This window comes from Cytobacillus oceanisediminis, from assembly GCF_004366035.1.
GTDB lineage: Bacteria > Bacillota > Bacilli > Bacillales > Cytobacillaceae > Cytobacillus > Cytobacillus oceanisediminis_C.
Genome location: NZ_SOEE01000001.1, coordinates 357,501 through 376,868, shown reverse-complemented (window position 1 = coordinate 376,868; position 19,368 = coordinate 357,501). Strand labels below are relative to the sequence as shown.

Genomic DNA, 19,368 nt, shown 5'->3' with positions numbered 1-19,368 from the left:
ATAATGTCAAACGTGCAAGAATTTTCAATGAAAGCAGGTAGAACAATGCAAACTGTAATGATTGTCGGTGCAGGTAAAGGCGGTACGGCCATCCTTAAAATTATAAAAGAGACGGCAGTTCTGGATGTAAAAGCAATGGTGGACATCAATCCGGATGCTGAGGGACTTCAGATTGCCAAAAAAAGCGGCATCCCGGTTAGCGCTGATTGGCGTCATTTTATGGATCAAGATATTGATATCATTATTGAAGTTACCGGAAATGAACAGGTATTTATCGACATCAGGGAAGCCAGGAGCAAAAATACGGTCCTGATTCCTGGAAGTGTAGCTTTCCTAATCGCGAAATTACTTGAAGAAAAGGAAGAACTGATTTCAAAATTCAGGAATGAAACGTATAAGCATGACTTGATTTTTAATTCGACTGATGACGGTATGATTGTAATCAACAACTTTAGTGAGATTACAGTCTTTAATCGAAGTGCGGAGAGAATGACAGGAATTAAGAGGAAAGACGCTTTAGGAAAAAAAGTTAATGAAGTCATTACAGACAGCATGCTTCCCAGAGTAATGGCAACAAGGAGAATTGAAGCGAATCAGGAAATGACTTTGGCAAATGGCCTGAAAATTATTACGACAAGAATACCAATGCTTGGAGAAAATAACGAATTAATGGGTGCATTTGCTGTTTTTAAGGATATAACAGAAGTAGTCTCGCTTGCGGAAGAAATTACGAATTTGAAAGAGATACAGACAATGCTTCAGGCGATTATTCAATCAAGTGAGGAAGCCATTTCTGTGGTTGATGAAAATGGGAAAGGAATTTTGATCAATCCGGCATATTCCAGGCTAACAGGCCTGGCCGAAGAAAAGGTGATCGGGAAGCCTGCAACAGCCGATATTTCCGAAGGTGAAAGTGTTCATATGAAGGTTCTTCAAACGAGAAGGGCAATGAGGGGTGTGGCCATGAGGGTCGGACCGAAAAGAAAGGATGTTATTGTAAATGTTGCGCCTGTCATTGTTGATGGAAAGTTAAAAGGAAGTGTGGGAGTTATTCACGACGTATCGGAAATTCAGAATCTGAATCGTGAATTAAGCCGGGCAAGACAGATTATCCGTACATTGGAAGCGAAATATTCATTCGAGGATATTATTGGAACATCTGAAGAGATGAAGCTTGCAATTGAACAGGCAAGACTCGGGGCTAAAACTCCAGCTACCGTTTTGCTTAGAGGAGAGTCAGGGACAGGCAAAGAATTGTTCGCTCACGCTATACATAATGCCAGCGACCGAAAATATAACAAGTTTATCAGGGTTAATTGTGCCGCATTATCAGAGTCTCTTCTGGAAAGCGAATTATTCGGCTATGAAGAGGGGGCGTTCTCAGGAGCAAAAAGAGGCGGCAAACGAGGTTTGTTTGAGGAAGCTGATAAAGGCAGTATCTTTCTGGATGAAATTGGCGAGCTGACAGCTAACACTCAAGCGAAACTTCTCAGGGTTCTTCAAGAACATGAAATTACAAGAGTGGGAGGGACCAAGCCTATTTCAATTGATGTTCGAATTATTGCTGCGACCAATGTGAATTTAGAAAAAGGAATTGCAGACGGCACTTTCAGGGAAGACTTATACTACAGGCTGAATCGAATGCCCATACATATTCCTTCATTAAGACGCAGAAAGGAGGATATTCCTCTTCTATGCAGCAGGCTTATTCAAAAGATCAACCAGGAATATGGACGGAATGTAGAAGGTGTAACAGACCAAGCTGTTAATAAACTAATGGCTTATGATTGGCCGGGAAATGTGAGAGAACTTGATAATATCCTCGGCAGAGCCATTATTTTTATGAATTACAACGAAACGGAAATAGAGGAACGGCATATTCCGGATTTAATAGGTGCCAATAAGCCGTCTCCAAATGTTGAAATAAGTGAAGAAGCTCAAACTAAAACATTAACTCAGCTGGTAGAGCAATATGAGGCAAAAATGATTAGACAAACACTTCACAAGTTGGATGGAAATAAAACCAAGGCAGCTAAATCGCTCGGACTCTCTGTCAGGAATCTTTACTATAAATTGGAGAAATACAATATTGCAAAAGATGGCATGCAATAAATTTCATAGTGTGCAATTAATTGCGCGCTTTAGTTCGGTGAATAAAGCGTTTTCACAGTGTTTTTGAGTTGGCACACTTCTTGCAAGTGTAATAAACGGATGGACATCAAGAAAAAGGCGCCGATAATTGCTAGCACAAGGAGCCTGCCTCACGAGGTGTCGAGGGAGGGCGAGGCGCGCGCTTTTCTAGTAAGGGGGTTGAACAGATGAAATTGGATTCGCTTCTAACGAAAGCAACCCAATATGGTGAGAAAACTGTAGCCGTAGCCGCAGCGGAAGACGAAGAAGTTCTCGAAGCAGTTGCTGAAGCAATTAAGCTGAACTTAGCAAGCTTTTTATTATTCGGGGATCAGGTAAAAATCCGCGAAATCATAAATCGGAACCATAGCGAAGCAGCTGAAAGCCCTAAGCTTGAAATCATTCATGCAGAATCGTCTGCATATGCTGCAGAATTGGCAGTAAGGGCTGTAAAAGAGCAGAAAGCCAATGTGCTTATGAAGGGAAATATCCCGACGGCAGGTATTTTGAAAGCTGTCTTAAATAAAGAATTCGGCTTAAGAACAGGAAATGTTTTATCACATGTGGCCGTATTTGAGGTTCCAGGTTTTGAACGATTTACGATTGTCACTGATGCAGCAATGAATATTGCACCGGATCTCAATCAAAAAGCACAAATCCTAAAAAATGCGGTTGAAATTGCAAGGAGCATAGGAATAGAAAAGCCTCTTGCAGCCCCGATTGCTGCAGTAGAGGTTGTTAACCCTGCTATGCAGGCAACTCTGGATGCCTCAGCATTAACTCTTATGAACCAAAGGGGCCAGATAAAAGATTGTCTTGTCGACGGTCCTCTGGCTTTGGATAATGCAATTTCTTTTGAAGCGGCTGAACATAAGGGAATCAAAAGTGAAGTTGCAGGACAGGCAGATATTTTATTGGTGCCGACTATAGAAGTTGGGAATACTTTATATAAATCACTTGTCTACTTTGCAAAAGCCAAAGTAGGAGCTGTTATCGCAGGTGCCAAAGCGCCGATCGTTCTTACTTCAAGAGCAGATTCGGCAGAAAGTAAGGTTTATTCCTTGGCTTTAGCGATATGCTCAGCAAAGTAATGGGCTCTGATAGAAATTAATTCATTCAGTGTTTTTAAATCGAAATGAAAAATTTATTAACAAAACGAACATATTACTTTTAAAAATTCCGGGGAGGAAATATAACATGGAAATCTTCAAATACCTAGAAACATACGATTACGAACAAGTGGTGTTTTGCCAGGACAAACAATCAGGCTTAAAAGCTATTATTGCTATTCATGATACTACTTTAGGCCCGGCACTAGGCGGGACACGCATGTGGACTTATGAATCTGAAGAAGCAGCTATTGAGGATGCATTGCGTCTTGCACGCGGCATGACATATAAGAATGCAGCAGCTGGTTTAAATCTTGGAGGAGGTAAAACAGTTATTATCGGCGATCCGCGCAAAGATAAAAACGAAGAAATGTTCCGTGCATTCGGACGCTATATCCAAGGTTTAAATGGACGTTACATTACTGCTGAGGACGTGGGTACTACAGTAGCTGATATGGACCTGATCCATGAGGAAACAGACTATGTAACAGGAATTTCACCTGCTTTCGGCTCTTCCGGCAACCCTTCACCAGTTACAGCTTATGGCGTATACAGAGGTATGAAGGCTGCAGCAAAGGCGGCTTTCGGAACTGATTCTCTTGAAGGCAAAACAATTGCTGTTCAGGGTGTTGGAAACGTTGCGTTCAATCTTTGCCGCCATCTGCATGAAGAAGGTGCACAGCTGATTGTTACAGATATTAATAAAGAAGCAGTTCAGCGTGCAGTTGAAGAGTTCGGTGCTAAAGCAGTTGAACCAAATGAAATTTATGGAGTTGAATGTGATATTTATGCTCCTTGTGCTTTAGGTGCGACAGTTAATGATGATACAATTCCGCAGCTGAAAGCAAAAGTAATCGCTGGAGCTGCCAACAATCAGCTTAAAGAAACACGCCACGGTGATTTAATTCATGAGATGGGCATCGTTTATGCTCCAGACTATGTAATTAATGCAGGCGGAGTAATTAATGTTGCGGATGAACTGTACGGATACAACCGCGAAAGAGCAATGAAAAAAGTTGAAACAGTATACAATAATATTGAAAAAGTTATTGAGATTGCTAAAAGGGATGGAATTCCGACATATAAAGCGGCTGACCGCATGGTTGAGGAAAGAATTGAAAGAATGCGTAATTCACGCGGACAATTCCTCCAAAATGGCCATCATATTCTAAGCCGCAGATAAGCTATAGGGAGGACTTCTTTCTAGAAATACAAAGCGCTGAATTGAATATTCAGCGTCTTTGCCTTTAAAAACAGAGTAGAAAAAATGCAGCGGCAGTTAATTGTACCTGAGTAAGAGTATGCTTTTACAAGGGAGATTTCCGCTCTTTATGGAGGTTTAAACGTGCTAGAACAAGAACATCGAATTCTCGTCATCAATCCGGGATCCACTTCAACTAAGATTGGAGTTTTCGATAATGAGATCTCTGTCCTGGAGAAGACATTGCGCCATGATGCAGATGTCATTAACTCTTATGAAAGTATTATCGATCAATATGAATTCCGCAAGCAGACCATTCTGGAAACACTGGATCATGAGGGAATCAATATCTCCAAATTAAGTGCAGTGTGCGGGCGCGGGGGATTGCTTCGACCGATTGAAGGGGGCACATATTCAGTTAATGAGGTAATGCTTGAGGATCTTCGTGCCGGTTTTGCTGGTCAGCATGCTTCTAACCTTGGCGGAATACTGGCATATGAGATTGCTTCGGGTTTGAATATTCCTTCGTTCATTGTCGATCCGGTTGTAGTTGATGAATTGGATCCAATTGCCCGTATTTCAGGCTTTTCAATGATAGAAAGAAAAAGTATTTTCCATGCCTTGAATCAGAAAGCTGTTGCCCGGAGAGTAGCCAAAGAACTTGGCAAAAAGTACGAGGAGCTTAACCTGATTGTTACGCATATGGGCGGAGGTATAACTGTAGGCGCTCATAAAAAAGGCAGAGTAGTTGATGTTAATAACGGACTTCATGGAGACGGGCCATTCAGTCCGGAACGGGCAGGTACTGTACCTGCCGGTGATTTGGTGGGACTTTGCTACTCCGGCAGCTTTTATCGTGAAGAAGTGATGAAGAAGCTTGTTGGACAAGGCGGTCTCGTTGGTTACCTGGGAACAAATGATGCAGTAAAGGTTGAAAAGATGATTGAAGGCGGAGATGAGAAAGCAAAGCTTGTCTACTCCGCAATGGCTTATCAGGTGGCTAAGGAAATCGGATCTGCCAGTGCAGTGCTCGGCGGAAAGGTTGATGCCATCATCCTTACAGGCGGTCTTGCCTATGGCAAGGACTTTGTAAACGAAATCAGTGAACGGATTAACTGGATTGCAGATGTTATGGTACAGCCTGGTGAAAATGAACTGCAGGCACTCGCAGAAGGCGCTCTTCGAGTCCTCCGCGGTGAAGAGACTGAAAAAGAATATCCTGGAAAAAAAGCTGACAAAGCAGCGTTGAAATAGAAGGAGGAAGCAACTTGGCACAGGAATATGATTTGGTGATTTTAGGCGGAGGCACAGGCGGTTATGTAGCTGCCATTCGTGCTTCACAGCTTGGTTTAAAAACGGCAATCGTTGAAAAAGGAAAACTTGGAGGGACTTGCCTCCATAAAGGCTGTATCCCAAGCAAGGCTTTATTAAGAAGTGCTGAAGTGTTTGCTACCGCTAAGCACAGTGAAGATTTTGGCGTAGTGACAAGTGATGTGTCCATCAATTTTAGTAAGGTACAGGAAAGAAAAAATAAAATCGTTGATCAGCTTCATAAAGGTGTTCAGCACTTGATGAAGCAAGGCAAGATTGATGTTTTCGAAGGAACTGGCCGCATACTTGGACCATCTATTTTCTCTCCGATGCCGGGGACAATTTCTGTTGAAATGAACAATGGGGACGAAAATGAAATGCTGATCCCTAAAAATGTTATTGTGGCAACTGGATCTCGTCCTCGTACCCTGCCAGGATTGGACATTGATGGACAACTTGTAATGACTTCGGATGAGGCTTTAGCTTTGGAAGAAGTGCCAAGCTCCATTATAATTGTTGGCGGCGGAGTCATCGGGATCGAGTGGGCATCGATGTTATCAGACTTTGGTGCTGATGTAACAGTAATCGAATATGCTGACCGCATTGTACCTACGGAAGATAAAGAAATTTCAAAAGAAATGCAGCGCCTTATGAAGAAAAAGGGAGTCAAAATTGTAACAGGAGCAAAAGTGCTTCCTGAAACCCTTCAGAAAGGCGAAGGAGTTACGATTTCAGCTGAAGTGAAAGGATCTCAGCAGGAATTCTCCGCCGAGAAATTGCTTGTTTCTGTGGGGCGTCAGGCAAATACAGAGGGCATCGGCATTGAAAACACTGACATTCAGATTGAAAAGGGATTTATTTTAGCAAATGAATACTTCCAGACAAAGGAATCCCATATCTATGCAATTGGTGACGTCATTGGCGGCCTTCAGCTGGCCCATGTTGCTTCTCATGAAGGAATCGTTGCCGTGGAGCACATTGCCGGCAAGAATCCTTCTCCAATTGACTATAGCCTGGTTTCTAAATGCATTTATAGTTCACCTGAAGCGGCAAGTGTAGGATTAACAGAGGATGAAGCAAAAGAAAAAGGCCATAATGTCAAAACGGGCAAGTTCTCATTCCGGGCAATCGGAAAGGCACTAGTATTTGGTGAATCCGACGGCTTTGTGAAAATTGTAGCAGATAAGGATACCGATGATATCCTGGGTGTCCATATGATAGGCCCGCACGTAACAGACATGATCTCAGAAGCTGGCCTGGCCCGTGTTCTTGATGCAACTCCATGGGAAGTAGCACATACCATCCATCCTCATCCGACGTTATCTGAAGCAATCGGTGAAGCTGCCCTTGCAGTTGATGGAAAAGCTATCCACGGATAAAGTTCCAATTATATAAAATAGAAAAAGTCCAGGCTCACATTTGGAGCCCGGTGATACATATTAGCTTAGGAGGTTGTATAAATGGCTGAAAACCGTCATAAAGATTTAGGTTTAAGTGATGAGAAAGTTCTTGAAATGTATGAGACGATGCTATTAGCTCGCCGTATTGATGAGCGTATGTGGCTTTTAAACCGCGCTGGAAAAATCCCTTTCGTTATTTCTTGTCAGGGACAGGAAGCTGCTCAGGTAGGTGCTGCATTTGCACTTGATCGCGAGAAGGACTATGTACTGCCATACTATCGCGACATGGGAGTAGTCCTTACGTTCGGCATGACAGCCAAGGAATTAATGCTGTCAGGGTTTGCTAAAGCCGAAGATCCAAATTCAGGCGGCCGCCAAATGCCAGGACATTTCGGCCAAAAGAAAAACCGTATCGTAACAGGCTCTTCACCTGTTACTACACAGGTGCCTCACGCTGTTGGGGTTGCTCTTGGCGGAAAGCTGGAAGGAAAAGATCTGGTAACCTTTGTAACGTTTGGTGAAGGTTCTTCAAACCAGGGGGACTTCCATGAAGGTGCGAATTTTGCCGGTGTTCATAAGCTGCCTGTTATCTTTATGTGTGAGAATAATAAATATGCAATCTCTGTACCGATTGAAAAGCAGCTTGCTTGTGAAAACGTATCTGACAGAGCTATCGGCTACGGTATGCCGGGCATAACAGTTGATGGAAATGATCCGCTTGAAGTTTATAAAGCTGTGAAAGAAGCAGCGGACAGAGGCCGCCGCGGAGAAGGGCCGACATTGGTCGAAACGATTTCATACCGTTTAACTCCACACTCATCTGATGATGATGACCGAAGCTACCGTGCTCCTGATGAAGTGGCTGAAGCGAAAACAAAAGATCCAATTATTACTTTTGGCGCATACCTGAAAGAAAATGGCGTAATGGATGATGCGATTGAAAAGGAAATTAATGACCGGATTATGAAATTGGTAAACGAAGCAACTGATTATGCTGAAAACGCTCCATATGCAGAAGCGGAATCTGCTTTAAAGCATGTCTATGCTGACCAGTAAGGGGGAGAGAATATGGCTGTAATTTCTTATATCGATGCGGTAACTATGGCAATCCGCGAGGAAATGGAAAGAGATCCAAAGGTATTTGTTTTAGGTGAAGACGTAGGTAAAAAAGGTGGCGTGTTTAAAGCGACACAAGGACTGTATGATAAATTTGGCGAAGACCGCGTAATTGATACTCCGCTTGCTGAATCAGCAATTGCAGGGGTTGGAATCGGTGCAGCGATGTATGGAATGCGCCCGATTGCTGAAATGCAATTTGCCGACTTCATCATGCCGGCGGTTAACCAGATCATTTCAGAAGCAGCACGCGTCCGCTATCGTTCCAACAATGACTGGAGCTGTCCGATAGTTGTTCGTGCACCATATGGCGGCGGTGTACATGGAGCACTTTACCATTCCCAATCTGTCGAAGCAGTGTTTGCGAATCAGCCGGGACTTAAGATTGTTATGCCTTCTACGCCTTATGATGTTAAGGGTTTATTGAAAGCGGCAATCCGTGATGAGGATCCTGTGCTGTTCTTTGAGCATAAGCGTGCATACCGCCTGATTAAGGGCGAGGTTCCTGATGATGATTATGTGCTGCCAATCGGAAAAGCGGATGTAAAACGCGAGGGTGAAGATATTACGGTGATCACTTATGGCCTATGCGTTCATTTCGCTCTTCAGGCTGCTGAAAGACTTGCCAAAGATGGCATCTCAGCGCACATCCTTGATTTAAGGACGGTTTATCCGTTAGATAAAGAAGCAATTATCGAAGCTGCTTCAAAAACAGGAAAAGTGCTTCTTCTTACTGAAGATAATAAAGAAGGCAGCATTATGAGCGAAGTCTCTGCCATTATTGCAGAGAACTGCCTGTTTGAATTGGATGCACCAATCAAACGCCTTGCCGGTCCTGATGTGCCAGCAATGCCTTATGCCCCGACTATGGAAAAATACTTTATGGTTAACCCTGATAAAGTAGAAAAAGCAATGCGTGAATTGGCTGAATTTTAATTAGGGCATCTTAGTTAATAAAAATGGAAAGCGCAGATGGTGCATCTCTCCGGCTGGAATTCATTCCGGATCAGCTGCACTGGCTGTAAGGCCCGCAAATGCGGGCAGCTAGAAGGAGGTTACCCAATGGCTATTGAACAAATTAAAATGCCCCAGCTTGGGGAAAGTGTTACTGAAGGGACAATCAGCAAATGGCTGGTTTCTGTTGGAGATAAAGTAAATAAATATGATCCGCTTGCTGAAGTAATGACAGACAAAGTAAATGCTGAGGTCCCATCTTCTTTCTCTGGTGTAATCAAAGAGTTGGTTGCAGAGGAAGGCGAAACTTATGAAGTTGGCCAGGTTATTCTGACAATTGAAACTGAAGGCGGCGGAGAAGCTGCTCAGGAAGCTCCATCAGAATCTAAAGCAGAGGACAAAGCTCAAGCTGCACCTTCAGGGGCAACGCCTACTGCACCAGCAGCACCTGTTCAGGCAGATGCACCAAAAGGAGTCCGCTACTCACCTGCCGTTTTAAAGCTTTCTCAAGAGCATGGCATTGACTTAAATCAGGTGACAGGTACAGGGGGAGGCGGACGCATTACCCGTAAAGACCTTATGAAAATCATTGAGTCCGGAAATATTCCTACAGCGGCAGCTGCTTCAGCACCAGCACCGGAAAAGACAGAAGCGCCGGCTCCAGCACCTGCCCAGCCTGCAGCGCCGAAACAGGCAGCGCCAGCACCAAATATTCCAGTAATGCCGGGTGATGTTGAAATCCCTGTTACTGGAGTGCGTAAAGCGATTGCAGCCAACATGCTTCGCAGCAAACATGAAGCCCCGCATGCCTGGACAATGATGGAAGTAGATGTTACAAATCTTGTTGAATACCGCAACAGCATCAAAGGTGAGTTTAAGCAAAAAGAGGGCTTCAACCTTACATTCTTTGCTTTCTTCGTAAAAGCTGTTGCGCAGGCCCTTAAGGAATTCCCGCAGATTAATTCCATGTGGGCAGGAGATAAGATTATCCAGAAGAAGGATATCAACATCTCCATTGCAGTTGCAACAGATGACGCGTTATTCGTTCCGGTCATCAAAGCAGCTGATGAAAAAACGATTAAGGGTATTGCCCGTGAAATCAATGATCTTGCATTAAAAGTACGTACTGGTAAATTGACTTCCGCTGAAATGCAGGGTGGGACTTTCACTGTAAATAATACCGGTTCATTCGGTTCTGTCCAGTCAATGGGCATTATCAATTATCCTCAGGCTGCAATTCTTCAGGTTGAATCCATTGTGAAGCGTCCTGTAGTAATGAACAATGGCATGATTGCTGTCCGTGATATGGTTAACCTTTGTATGTCGCTTGATCACCGTGTATTAGACGGCCTGGTTTGCGGCCGCTTCCTGCAGCGTGTGAAGGAAATTCTGGAGAACACATCTAAAGAAAATACAACTATTTATTAATAAGTAAAATTACCGCTGCCCTGCTTTGGGGCGGCGGTTTCTTATTGTTCATTGCTTGTTTCTCTTTTGTATACTAAAATAGGTATATGGAGAATTTAGAATTTTATTATAATTTTCTTGCGGCATTGTTTCTTATATGAAACGGGTCCGCTGCCGCATGAGGGGAGGGAACGCTGTCAGCTACAAGGACAGCAAATTATGTCATTAAAGAAAATGATTGAAGAAAAATTCCCGCAGCAGACAAATGAAGATTGGGAACAAAGTGCGGAAAAAGCTCTTAAAGGGAAATCCTTAGAAACATTATCACGAAATACATATGAAAACATAAAATTGAAACCGCTTTATTCCAGAGAAGACCTGGAAACAGGTGCATTATCACAGTTTCCGGGCGCAGAAGACTTTAGAAGAGGTTCCTATGCAGCCGGATACCTGTCGGAAGAATGGAAGGTTGCACAGAAAATTAGTGCTTCCTCTTCCGAAGAGCTGTCAGATAAACTTCTTGCTGCCATAAAGACAGGGCAGACAGCTCTTGCGTTTGAGCCGGAACAGTTAAAGAATCCAGAGAAGATTAGCCTGGCTGTTGGTGAACTTTATGAAAGGTACCCTTTCAGTGTTGATGCCGGACGAAATCAGCATTTAATAATGGCAGGACTTGGAAAAGTAAAAGAAAGAGAAAAAGTCTCTGGATATGTTGCAGCAGATCCGCTTGCTATTGCTGCTGCCGATACATTGAACGACCGCTCAATCGATGAACTATACGAAACTTTGAATCAAACGATGAGTGATGCAGCAATAAATCTGCCCAGCCTGAAAACCATCATGGTGAATTCAGCGGTTTACCATAATAGCGGTGCAAATGCCGTCCAGGAACTTGCACTTGCTCTTGCAACAGGGGTAAATCACCTGCAATATCTTCTTGATAAAGGCAAAAGCCTCGAACAAATATTATCCAAAATGGTCTTTAAGTTTGCTGTTGGCTCAAACTTTTTCATGGAAATTGCCAAGCTTCGTGCTGCAAGAGTATTATGGGGCAATGTGGCGGAAGCATTCGGAGCTGAGGGTGACAGTAAAAAAATGGTCATTTCTGCAGAGACGTCCTTCTTTACTAAGTCTGCCTATGATTCCTATGTAAATATGCTGAGAGCGGGGAATGAAGCGTTCGCAGCAGTATTGGGAGGAATACAATACCTTCATGTCAGTCCATATAATGACCCGGAAAGAGCCAAATCTCCTTTTTCAGAACGGATTGCCCGCAATACTCAGTTGATTTTAAGGGAAGAGGCGCATTTACTAAAGGTCTCTGATCCAGCAGGCGGCTCCTGGTATATTGAGCATCTGACAAATGAACTGTGCTCCAAATCCTGGGAACTTTTCCTTGAGATAGAAGAGCAGGGAGGAATGGCGGATGCCCTTCAAACAGGATGGATTCAGGATCAGATTACCCAAGTTCTTGAAAAGAAGAAGAAAGATGTTCATACAAGAAAACAAAGTATCATCGGAACGAATATATATGCAAATCTTGATGAAAAGCCGCTTCAGGCAGAAATGGAAACCGTCCAGAACAGCAAGAGTGATCTCAAGACTATCCCGCAGGTCCGCCTTTCTGAGTCCTTCGAGGGTTTGCGGAATTTATCTGAAAGATTAAAAGGAAAGGGCATTCGACCTGAAGCAGGCCTTATCTGTTTGGGAGCATTGAAAGACCATAAAGCGCGTGCTGATTTTATTTCAGGCTTCCTGGCTCCTGGCGGGGTTGGTGCAGTTAATAGCGGTTCGGTAAATAATCCTGAAGATGCTGAAGCATTTATTCAAAAAACAAATTGCAGGCATTATTTTATTTGCGGATCAAATGAACAATACGAAAGCATGGCTGTACCTTTAATTAAACAATTGAAAGAAGCTTTCCCGTCAGCTGAAATCTATTTAGCCGGTCTTCCCGAAGAGGGGAAAAAGGATGAATATAAGAACGCTGGCATCGGCGGATACATTCATGTAAAAAGCGATTGCTATGGAACTCTCTTAAATATGCTGAACGAGATGGAGGCGGCAAGCAATGGCCAATAAACCTGATTTTAAAAGCCTGGATATTCTTGAAGCAAAACAATCAGACAAAGATGACTGGAAAAGAAAAGCGGAGGAAGAAATCAATTCATCCATTGATCATCTTCTCTTTGAAACAAATGAGCAAATAAAAGTAAAGCCACTGTACACATATGAAGACCTTAAAGACATGGAGCACCTAAACGATAAACCGGGGCTTCCTCCATATACAAGAGGACCATATTCAACCATGTATGTGAACAGGCCATGGACTGTCCGTCAATATGCCGGTTTTTCTACTGCAGAGGAAAGTAATGCTTTTTACCGGCGAAATCTTGCGATGGGTCAAAAGGGCTTATCAGTTGCTTTCGATCTTGCTACTCATAGAGGCTATGATTCAGATCATCCAAGAGTCGAGGGAGATGTCGGGAAAGCTGGCGTGGCCATTGATTCCATCCTGGATATGAAGACACTGTTTGATGGGATACCTTTAGATCAAATGTCTGTATCCATGACGATGAATGGAGCGGTTTTGCCTGTCATGGCTTTTTATATTGTTACAGCGGAAGAGCAGGGAGTAAGCCAAGAGAAACTTTCTGGAACGATCCAGAATGATATCTTAAAAGAATACATGGTGCGCAACACATATATATATCCTCCGGAAATGTCCATGAAAATCATTGCAGATATATTTGAATATACATCAAAATATATGCCGAAGTTCAATAGCATCAGCATTTCAGGCTATCATATGCAGGAAGCGGGAGCTCCTGCTGATATTGAACTTGCCTATACCCTTGCAGATGGACTCGAATATGTAAGAACCGGCCTTAAAGCTGGAATCGATATCGACTCATTTGCACCAAGGCTTTCGTTTTTCTGGGCCATCGGCATGAACTACTTTATGGAAGTGGCAAAAATGAGGGCAGCCCGCTACATCTGGGCAAAAATGATGAAGACATTCGAACCTCGGAATTCGAAATCAATGGCGCTTAGAACGCATTCTCAAACGTCTGGCTGGAGCTTAACCGAGCAGGATCCCTTCAATAATGTAACAAGAACACTCATTGAGGCGCATGCGGCAGCGATGGGACATACACAATCCCTTCATACGAATGCACTGGATGAAGCCATTGCATTGCCGACAGACTTTTCTGCCCGTATAGCGAGAAATACGCAGCTGTACCTGCAGGAGGAGACAGGGGTCACGAATGTGATCGATCCATGGGGAGGCTCATATTATGTAGAAGCTTTAACAGATCAATTAATTAAGCGAGCCTGGGAGCATATTGAAGAAATCGAAAATCTTGGCGGAATGGCCAAGGCAATTGAAACAGGATTGCCAAAAATGAGAATTGAAGAAGCGGCTGCCAGACGACAGGCACAAATTGATTCCGGAAAAGAAACCATTATTGGAGTGAATAAGTACCGGCTGGAAAAAGAAGAGCCGATTGATATCCTCGATATTGATAACACAGCTGTCCGTTTAAAGCAGATCGAAAAGCTGGAGCAGTTAAAGGCTTCACGCGATAATGAGAAAGTTGCTGAAGCCTTGGAAGCTATTACTAGAGCTGCAGATACAGGGGAAGGCAACCTTCTTGAGCTTGCAGTAAATGCAGCGAGGGTGAGAGCCACTCTCGGTGAAATTTCTGAAGCGATTGAAAAAGTGGCCAGTCGCCATAAAGCAATTATCCGTTCTATCAGCGGCGTGTACAGTTCTGCTTTTTCCAACGAAGAAGAAATTGCTGAAGTAAAGCAGATGACAGATGAATTCCTTGAAAACGAAGGAAGGCGACCTCGGATTTTGATTGCCAAGATGGGGCAGGATGGACATGACAGGGGAGCAAAAGTCATTTCAACTGCCTTTGCCGATCTCGGTTTTGATGTGGATATAGGCCCTCTCTTCCAGACACCTGAAGAAACAGCCATGCAGGCGGTGGAAAATGACGTTCATGTCATAGGCATCAGTTCACTTGCTGCCGGACATAAAACCCTTCTTCCGCAGCTTGCCGCCGAGCTGAAGAAACTGGACAGGGAAGATATTATTGTCGTCATTGGCGGGGTTATTCCGGCACAGGATTATCAGTATTTATATGAGCATGGTGCTTCTGCCATTTTTGGCCCAGGCACCGTCATTCCAGTGGCAGCCCAAAAAGTCATCAGGGAGATCTACAGCCGTCTCGGGTATGAGGAAGTGACCCAGTAAATGACTGAGGATAAGAAACCGGAATGGTTTGATGAAGAAAAAGCAGATAATTTTACAAGCATTGTTCGCGGTGGTGTGGATACAGGTGAGCCGGGGCTGAAATTTGAGAAAAAAGGCAGGTTTCAAAAAAGAACTGCCTCCCTGCCTGATCTAAACGTTCTTGAAGATGGTATTTTAAATGGCAAGAGAGGTGTGCTTGCCAGAGCGATTACTCTGATTGAAAGTAACGCAGAACATCATTTTCGCCATGCACAGGAAATCCTGCACAAACTTTTGCCCCATTCAGGACAATCGCTTAGGATCGGGATAACAGGAGTGCCGGGAGCAGGAAAGAGCACATTCATTGAATCGTTTGGGACATACCTGTGTGACGCAGGATTAAAAGTAGCTGTGCTTGCCGTTGATCCGAGCTCCAGCTTGAGCGGTGGCAGCATCCTTGGCGATAAAACGAGAATGGAGCAGCTCTCCAGAAACCCAAATGCATTCATAAGACCTTCTCCTTCAGCAGGGAAACTGGGAGGAGTCCACCGGAAAACAAGAGAAACTGTGCTCCTGTGTGAAGCGGCAGGCTTTGATGTAATTCTGGTTGAAACAGTCGGCGTGGGACAAAGTGAAGTCATTGTCAGGGACATGGTGGACTTTTTTATGCTATTAACGCTGACAGGGGCGGGAGATGAATTGCAGGGAATGAAAAAAGGCATTATGGAACTGGCAGATGCGGTAATTGTCAACAAAGCCGATGGAAGCAATAAAAAATTGGCCGAGAAAACAAAAGCAGAGTATAACCGTATTCTTCATTTTCTCCAGCCTGCTACAAAAGGATGGCAAACCAGAGCCTATACCTGCTCTTCTGTTTTTAATCAGGGCATCCCGGAGATATGGAAAGTGATCAAAATGTTTGAAGACACTGCAAAAGCCTCAGGCGTGTTTGAGGAAAGAAGAAGACTCCAGACAAAACAATGGATCCATTCCATGATCCTGGATCAGCTTCAATTCAGCTTTTTCTATCATCCTGATATAAAGCCGCTCCTTCCGAAAATTGAAAACGAGGTCATTGCGGGAAACAGGACGGTCACATCTGCAGTGGAAGAATTATTTAATATCTATTCTAAATGAAGCTGTCCTTCAAAAGGGCAGCTTTTTCTGAAAGCAAAAAAAATGGCCAGTGCCTTTTGAGCACTGGCGAATCTAGGGAGTTTAGGGGTATGGATCTAGCTGTAGTTTTATCTTTCCCCCATTACCCGGAAGCTAAACTTTTTTATTCAAAGAAATGACTTGATTGTAAATTTTGTTCTTGTATTGGTATTATGTATATAGTGAAAAAGATTAATCAGCAGAGGAGCGATGATCTATGAATATGGATTTTAATTTATTTATGAATGATGTTGTAAGGCAGGCACGGCAGGAAATCGTGCATGCCGGCTATACAGAATTAACGACACCGGAAGAAGTGGATGAAGCCCTAAATAAAAAAGGCACCACACTTGTAATGGTGAACTCAGTCTGCGGATGTGCAGGCGGAATTGCCCGCCCTGCGGCCATGCATTCCCTGCATTATGATAAGCGCCCTGACAATTTGGTTACTGTATTTGCCGGCCAGGACAAAGAAGCGACAGAAAAAGCAAGGTCTTATTTTACCGGCTATCCGCCATCATCACCATCTTTTGCTCTTCTTAAAGACGGAGAATTATGCACGATGATCGAGCGCCATGAAATTGAAGGCCATGAGCCAATGGCTGTTGTTCAAAAACTGCAGGATACCTTTGAGAAATATTGCGAAGAGCTTTAAACAGGGAAAAGCGGAAGCGCCTGCCCCCCGACACCTCTAGGGGGCAGACGCTCCTCCTAAAAGCCAGCGCTGTTAGTGGTGAGAGGATAAAGCTGCCGAAGCATTCCTTGTGGAACTAGACAGATTTCGATGTTCAAAGTTTCTTTTTTATTTTACCAGGAAAGGTCCCGAATTAAGGGACTTTTTTTTGTGTCTATTTATCAGAATAATTAAACTTTAGATAAATATTTAAAAATCTTATTGCATAAATATAAAAATCTGTTAAAATTCATTTTAGTGAATATTTATTAATAGTTATGCAGAAATTATTCATATTTTATAGGGGGAAACTAAAATGAAAAAAGTCATCATGATTGCTTTAAGCATACTTTTAGTTGGCGTATTAGCTGCATGCGGCACAAGTGAAGAAGCCAGCACTGGAAGCGGCTCAGGGGAAAACTCAGATAAAAAAGTATTAACTATGGGTACATCAGCGGATTATCCGCCATTTGAATATGTAGATTCCGCAAAAGGGGAAGAAATTATCGGTTTTGACGTGGATTTGGCCAAAGCGATCGCTGAAAAATTGGGTTATGAGATACAAGTGAAAGATATGGACTTTAACGGATTGATTCCTGCATTGGAAACGAGCCAGGTTGATTTTGTTCTGGCTGGTATGACACCTACTGAAGAGCGCAAACAAAACGTTGATTTCAGTGATGTATATTATACAGCGAGTCACATGATCGTTTCGAAAAAAGGAAGCGGAATTGAGTCTTTAGAAGATTTGGACGGGAAAACTTTAGGTGTGCAGCTTGCCTCAATTCAGGCTGATAAAGCAGAAGAAATTGGTGAGACAGTTGATATGACTGTGGAAAACCGCAACCGCATCCCTGAATTGATTCAGGAAATTATGGCAGGCCGTTTTGATGCTGCCATGATTGAAGACACTGTTGCAAAAGGATACTTTGAAAAGAATGAAGATCTTGCCGGTTTTACAATCGAAGAAGCAGAAGCTGAGGCGGGTTCTGCCATTGCTTTTCCAAAGGGCAGTGAATTAACTGAGAAATTTAATGCAGAGCTTGTGAAGATGAAAGAAAACGGTGAATTGGAAGAACTGATCGTAGAATGGTTTGATAGCAAATAATTCCGCTGGGAATTGGCGTCCAAGGCATATTTTCCTTTGGACGCTTTATTCTTCCCGGAAACTGATAGACTATTTATAGAGAGGATGGAAAGACAGTGAATCTCGATTTTCAGCAGTTCATTCCCTCCCTTCCATATATACTTAAAGGCATTGGCGTTACGCTTCAAATAGTTTTTATGGCAGGAATATTGGGTTTTGTATTAGGCATTATTCTATCATTCTTTAAAATCAGCAGATTTAAACTTCTTGGGTGGATAGCAGATGCCTATACATCCGTTTTTAGAGGAACACCTCTTGTTCTTCAGTTGATGCTCATTTATTATGGATCGCCCCAGCTGATCGGGTATAAAATTGATCCATCAACAGCTGCCGTCCTGTCATTTGGACTAAACTCAGCTGCCTATATTTCTGAGATTATCCGGGCCGGCATCCTTGCTGTTGATAAGGGCCAAAGTGAGGCGGCCATGGCTTTAGGTGTCCCATACAGGCCTGCCATGATGGATATTATTCTCCCGCAGGCAATGAAAAACATTTTGCCTGCTTTAATGAACGAGTTTATTACCCTTACAAAAGAATCTGCAATCGTAACGGTTATTGGGGTAACAGACGTGATGCGCCGCGCTTACATCGTGGGAGGCGAAAAGTTTTCCTACTTCGAGCCAATACTGATTGCGGGGCTTATCTATTACATTATGGTAATGATCCTGACTGTGCTTGGAAAAGGGATTGAAAGGAGAATGAGACGCAGTGATTAAACTGGAAAATTTGCATAAAAATTTCGGTAAACTTGAAGTTCTTAAAGGAATTTCAACTAATATTCAAGATGGCGAAGTAGTAGCTATTATTGGTCCATCAGGTTCCGGCAAGTCAACATTGCTGCGCTGCATCAATCTCCTGGAAGTGCCTACAGACGGCAGGATTATGATTAACGGGCAGGACATTACGGATAAGGGCACGAACATTATGAAAGTGCGCCAAGATGTAGGAATGGTTTTTCAGCATTTCCATTTATTTCCGCACAAAACAGTCCTGCAAAACCTGACCTATGCACCAATGAAGGTAAAGGGAGTTTCGAAATCGGAAGCTGAGAAAACAGGGCTCGAGCTTTTGGAGAAGGTCGGATTATCAGCCAAAGCATACGAATATCCAAATCGGTTATCGGGGGGGCAGAAGCAAAGGGTTGCGATTGCCAGAGCTCTTGCTATGAATCCCGATGTTATGCTGTTTGATGAACCTACATCCGCTCTTGACCCGGAAATGGTGAAAGAAGTGCTGGACGTTATGAAAAATTTAGCCCATACAGGCATGACAATGGCGATTGTTACCCATGAAATGGGGTTTGCCCGTGAAGTGGCAGACAGGGTGCTTTTCCTGGATGGCGGCGTGCTTGTAGAGGATTCTTCCCCTAAAGAATTTTTCTCTAAACCTAAGAGTGAACGTGCAAGGGATTTCTTGCAAAAAATGCTATAATCGATATATGCTATGGGAGAAGATGGTCAAAAGGATCATCTTCTCTTTCGTTTTTCTCAAAACAAAAGCCTTCTTTAAACTTAGATGCGGG

At 43.3% G+C, this 19,368-nt stretch carries 15 protein-coding genes; all 15 read left to right on the top strand.

The window, feature by feature from the left end:
- Window positions 1–45: 45 nt before the first annotated feature.
- The 15 genes from DFO72_RS01910 (at window position 46) to DFO72_RS01840 (ending at window position 19,277) form a co-directional block, all read left to right on the top strand.
- Window positions 46–2,112, top strand: a complete 2,067-nt coding sequence (locus tag DFO72_RS01910; RefSeq protein WP_113884410.1) for a sigma-54 interaction domain-containing protein — start codon at window positions 46–48, stop codon at window positions 2,110–2,112.
- A gap of 206 nt (window positions 2,113–2,318) precedes the next feature.
- Window positions 2,319–3,221 (top strand): phosphate butyryltransferase, encoded by a 903-nt coding sequence (gene yqiS / locus DFO72_RS01905; RefSeq protein ID WP_113884411.1) that lies wholly within the window; start codon window positions 2,319–2,321, stop codon window positions 3,219–3,221.
- A 106-nt stretch (window positions 3,222–3,327) separates the two neighbouring features.
- Window positions 3,328–4,422 (top strand): branched-chain amino acid dehydrogenase, encoded by a 1,095-nt coding sequence (gene bcd / locus DFO72_RS01900; RefSeq protein WP_009332881.1) that lies wholly within the window; start codon window positions 3,328–3,330, stop codon window positions 4,420–4,422.
- A gap of 162 nt (window positions 4,423–4,584) precedes the next feature.
- Window positions 4,585–5,694 carry a butyrate kinase gene (gene buk, locus DFO72_RS01895; RefSeq protein ID WP_113884412.1) on the top strand — a complete coding sequence of 370 codons (1,110 nt, stop codon included), beginning with the start codon at window positions 4,585–4,587 and terminating at the stop codon, window positions 5,692–5,694.
- A 14-nt stretch (window positions 5,695–5,708) separates the two neighbouring features.
- Window positions 5,709–7,130 carry a dihydrolipoyl dehydrogenase gene (gene lpdA, locus DFO72_RS01890; RefSeq protein ID WP_113884413.1) on the top strand — a complete coding sequence of 474 codons (1,422 nt, stop codon included), beginning with the start codon at window positions 5,709–5,711 and terminating at the stop codon, window positions 7,128–7,130.
- An 81-nt stretch (window positions 7,131–7,211) separates the two neighbouring features.
- On the top strand, window positions 7,212–8,207 hold the full coding sequence (locus DFO72_RS01885; RefSeq protein WP_113884414.1) for a thiamine pyrophosphate-dependent dehydrogenase E1 component subunit alpha: 996 nt from the start codon (window positions 7,212–7,214) through the stop codon (window positions 8,205–8,207).
- A 12-nt stretch (window positions 8,208–8,219) separates the two neighbouring features.
- Window positions 8,220–9,203, top strand: coding sequence for an alpha-ketoacid dehydrogenase subunit beta (locus DFO72_RS01880; RefSeq protein ID WP_113884415.1), 984 nt, complete (start codon window positions 8,220–8,222; stop codon window positions 9,201–9,203).
- A 126-nt stretch (window positions 9,204–9,329) separates the two neighbouring features.
- Window positions 9,330–10,649, top strand: a complete 1,320-nt coding sequence (locus DFO72_RS01875) for a dihydrolipoamide acetyltransferase family protein (RefSeq protein WP_113884416.1) — start codon at window positions 9,330–9,332, stop codon at window positions 10,647–10,649.
- Between the two features lie 198 nt (window positions 10,650–10,847).
- Window positions 10,848–12,710 (top strand): methylmalonyl-CoA mutase subunit beta, encoded by a 1,863-nt coding sequence (locus tag DFO72_RS01870; protein WP_113884417.1) that lies wholly within the window; start codon window positions 10,848–10,850, stop codon window positions 12,708–12,710.
- Window positions 12,700–14,892 (top strand): methylmalonyl-CoA mutase, encoded by a 2,193-nt coding sequence (gene scpA, locus DFO72_RS01865; RefSeq protein ID WP_113884418.1) that lies wholly within the window; start codon window positions 12,700–12,702, stop codon window positions 14,890–14,892. Before DFO72_RS01870 ends, scpA begins: the two co-directional genes overlap by 11 nt.
- Window positions 14,893–16,008 (top strand): methylmalonyl Co-A mutase-associated GTPase MeaB, encoded by a 1,116-nt coding sequence (gene meaB, locus DFO72_RS01860; RefSeq protein ID WP_113884419.1) that lies wholly within the window; start codon window positions 14,893–14,895, stop codon window positions 16,006–16,008.
- A gap of 235 nt (window positions 16,009–16,243) precedes the next feature.
- Complete coding sequence (locus tag DFO72_RS01855) at window positions 16,244–16,681, top strand: BrxA/BrxB family bacilliredoxin (protein WP_113884420.1); 438 nt, start codon at window positions 16,244–16,246, stop codon at window positions 16,679–16,681.
- 334 nt (window positions 16,682–17,015) lie between these two features.
- Window positions 17,016–17,807 carry a transporter substrate-binding domain-containing protein gene (locus tag DFO72_RS01850; protein ID WP_113884421.1) on the top strand — a complete coding sequence of 264 codons (792 nt, stop codon included), beginning with the start codon at window positions 17,016–17,018 and terminating at the stop codon, window positions 17,805–17,807.
- A 95-nt stretch (window positions 17,808–17,902) separates the two neighbouring features.
- Complete coding sequence (locus tag DFO72_RS01845; RefSeq protein ID WP_113884422.1) at window positions 17,903–18,562, top strand: amino acid ABC transporter permease; 660 nt, start codon at window positions 17,903–17,905, stop codon at window positions 18,560–18,562.
- A complete protein-coding gene (locus DFO72_RS01840; protein ID WP_113884423.1) occupies window positions 18,555–19,277 on the top strand; it encodes an amino acid ABC transporter ATP-binding protein in 723 nt (240 codons plus the stop codon). Before DFO72_RS01845 ends, DFO72_RS01840 begins: the two co-directional genes overlap by 8 nt.
- The last annotated feature ends 91 nt before the right edge of the window (window positions 19,278–19,368 follow it).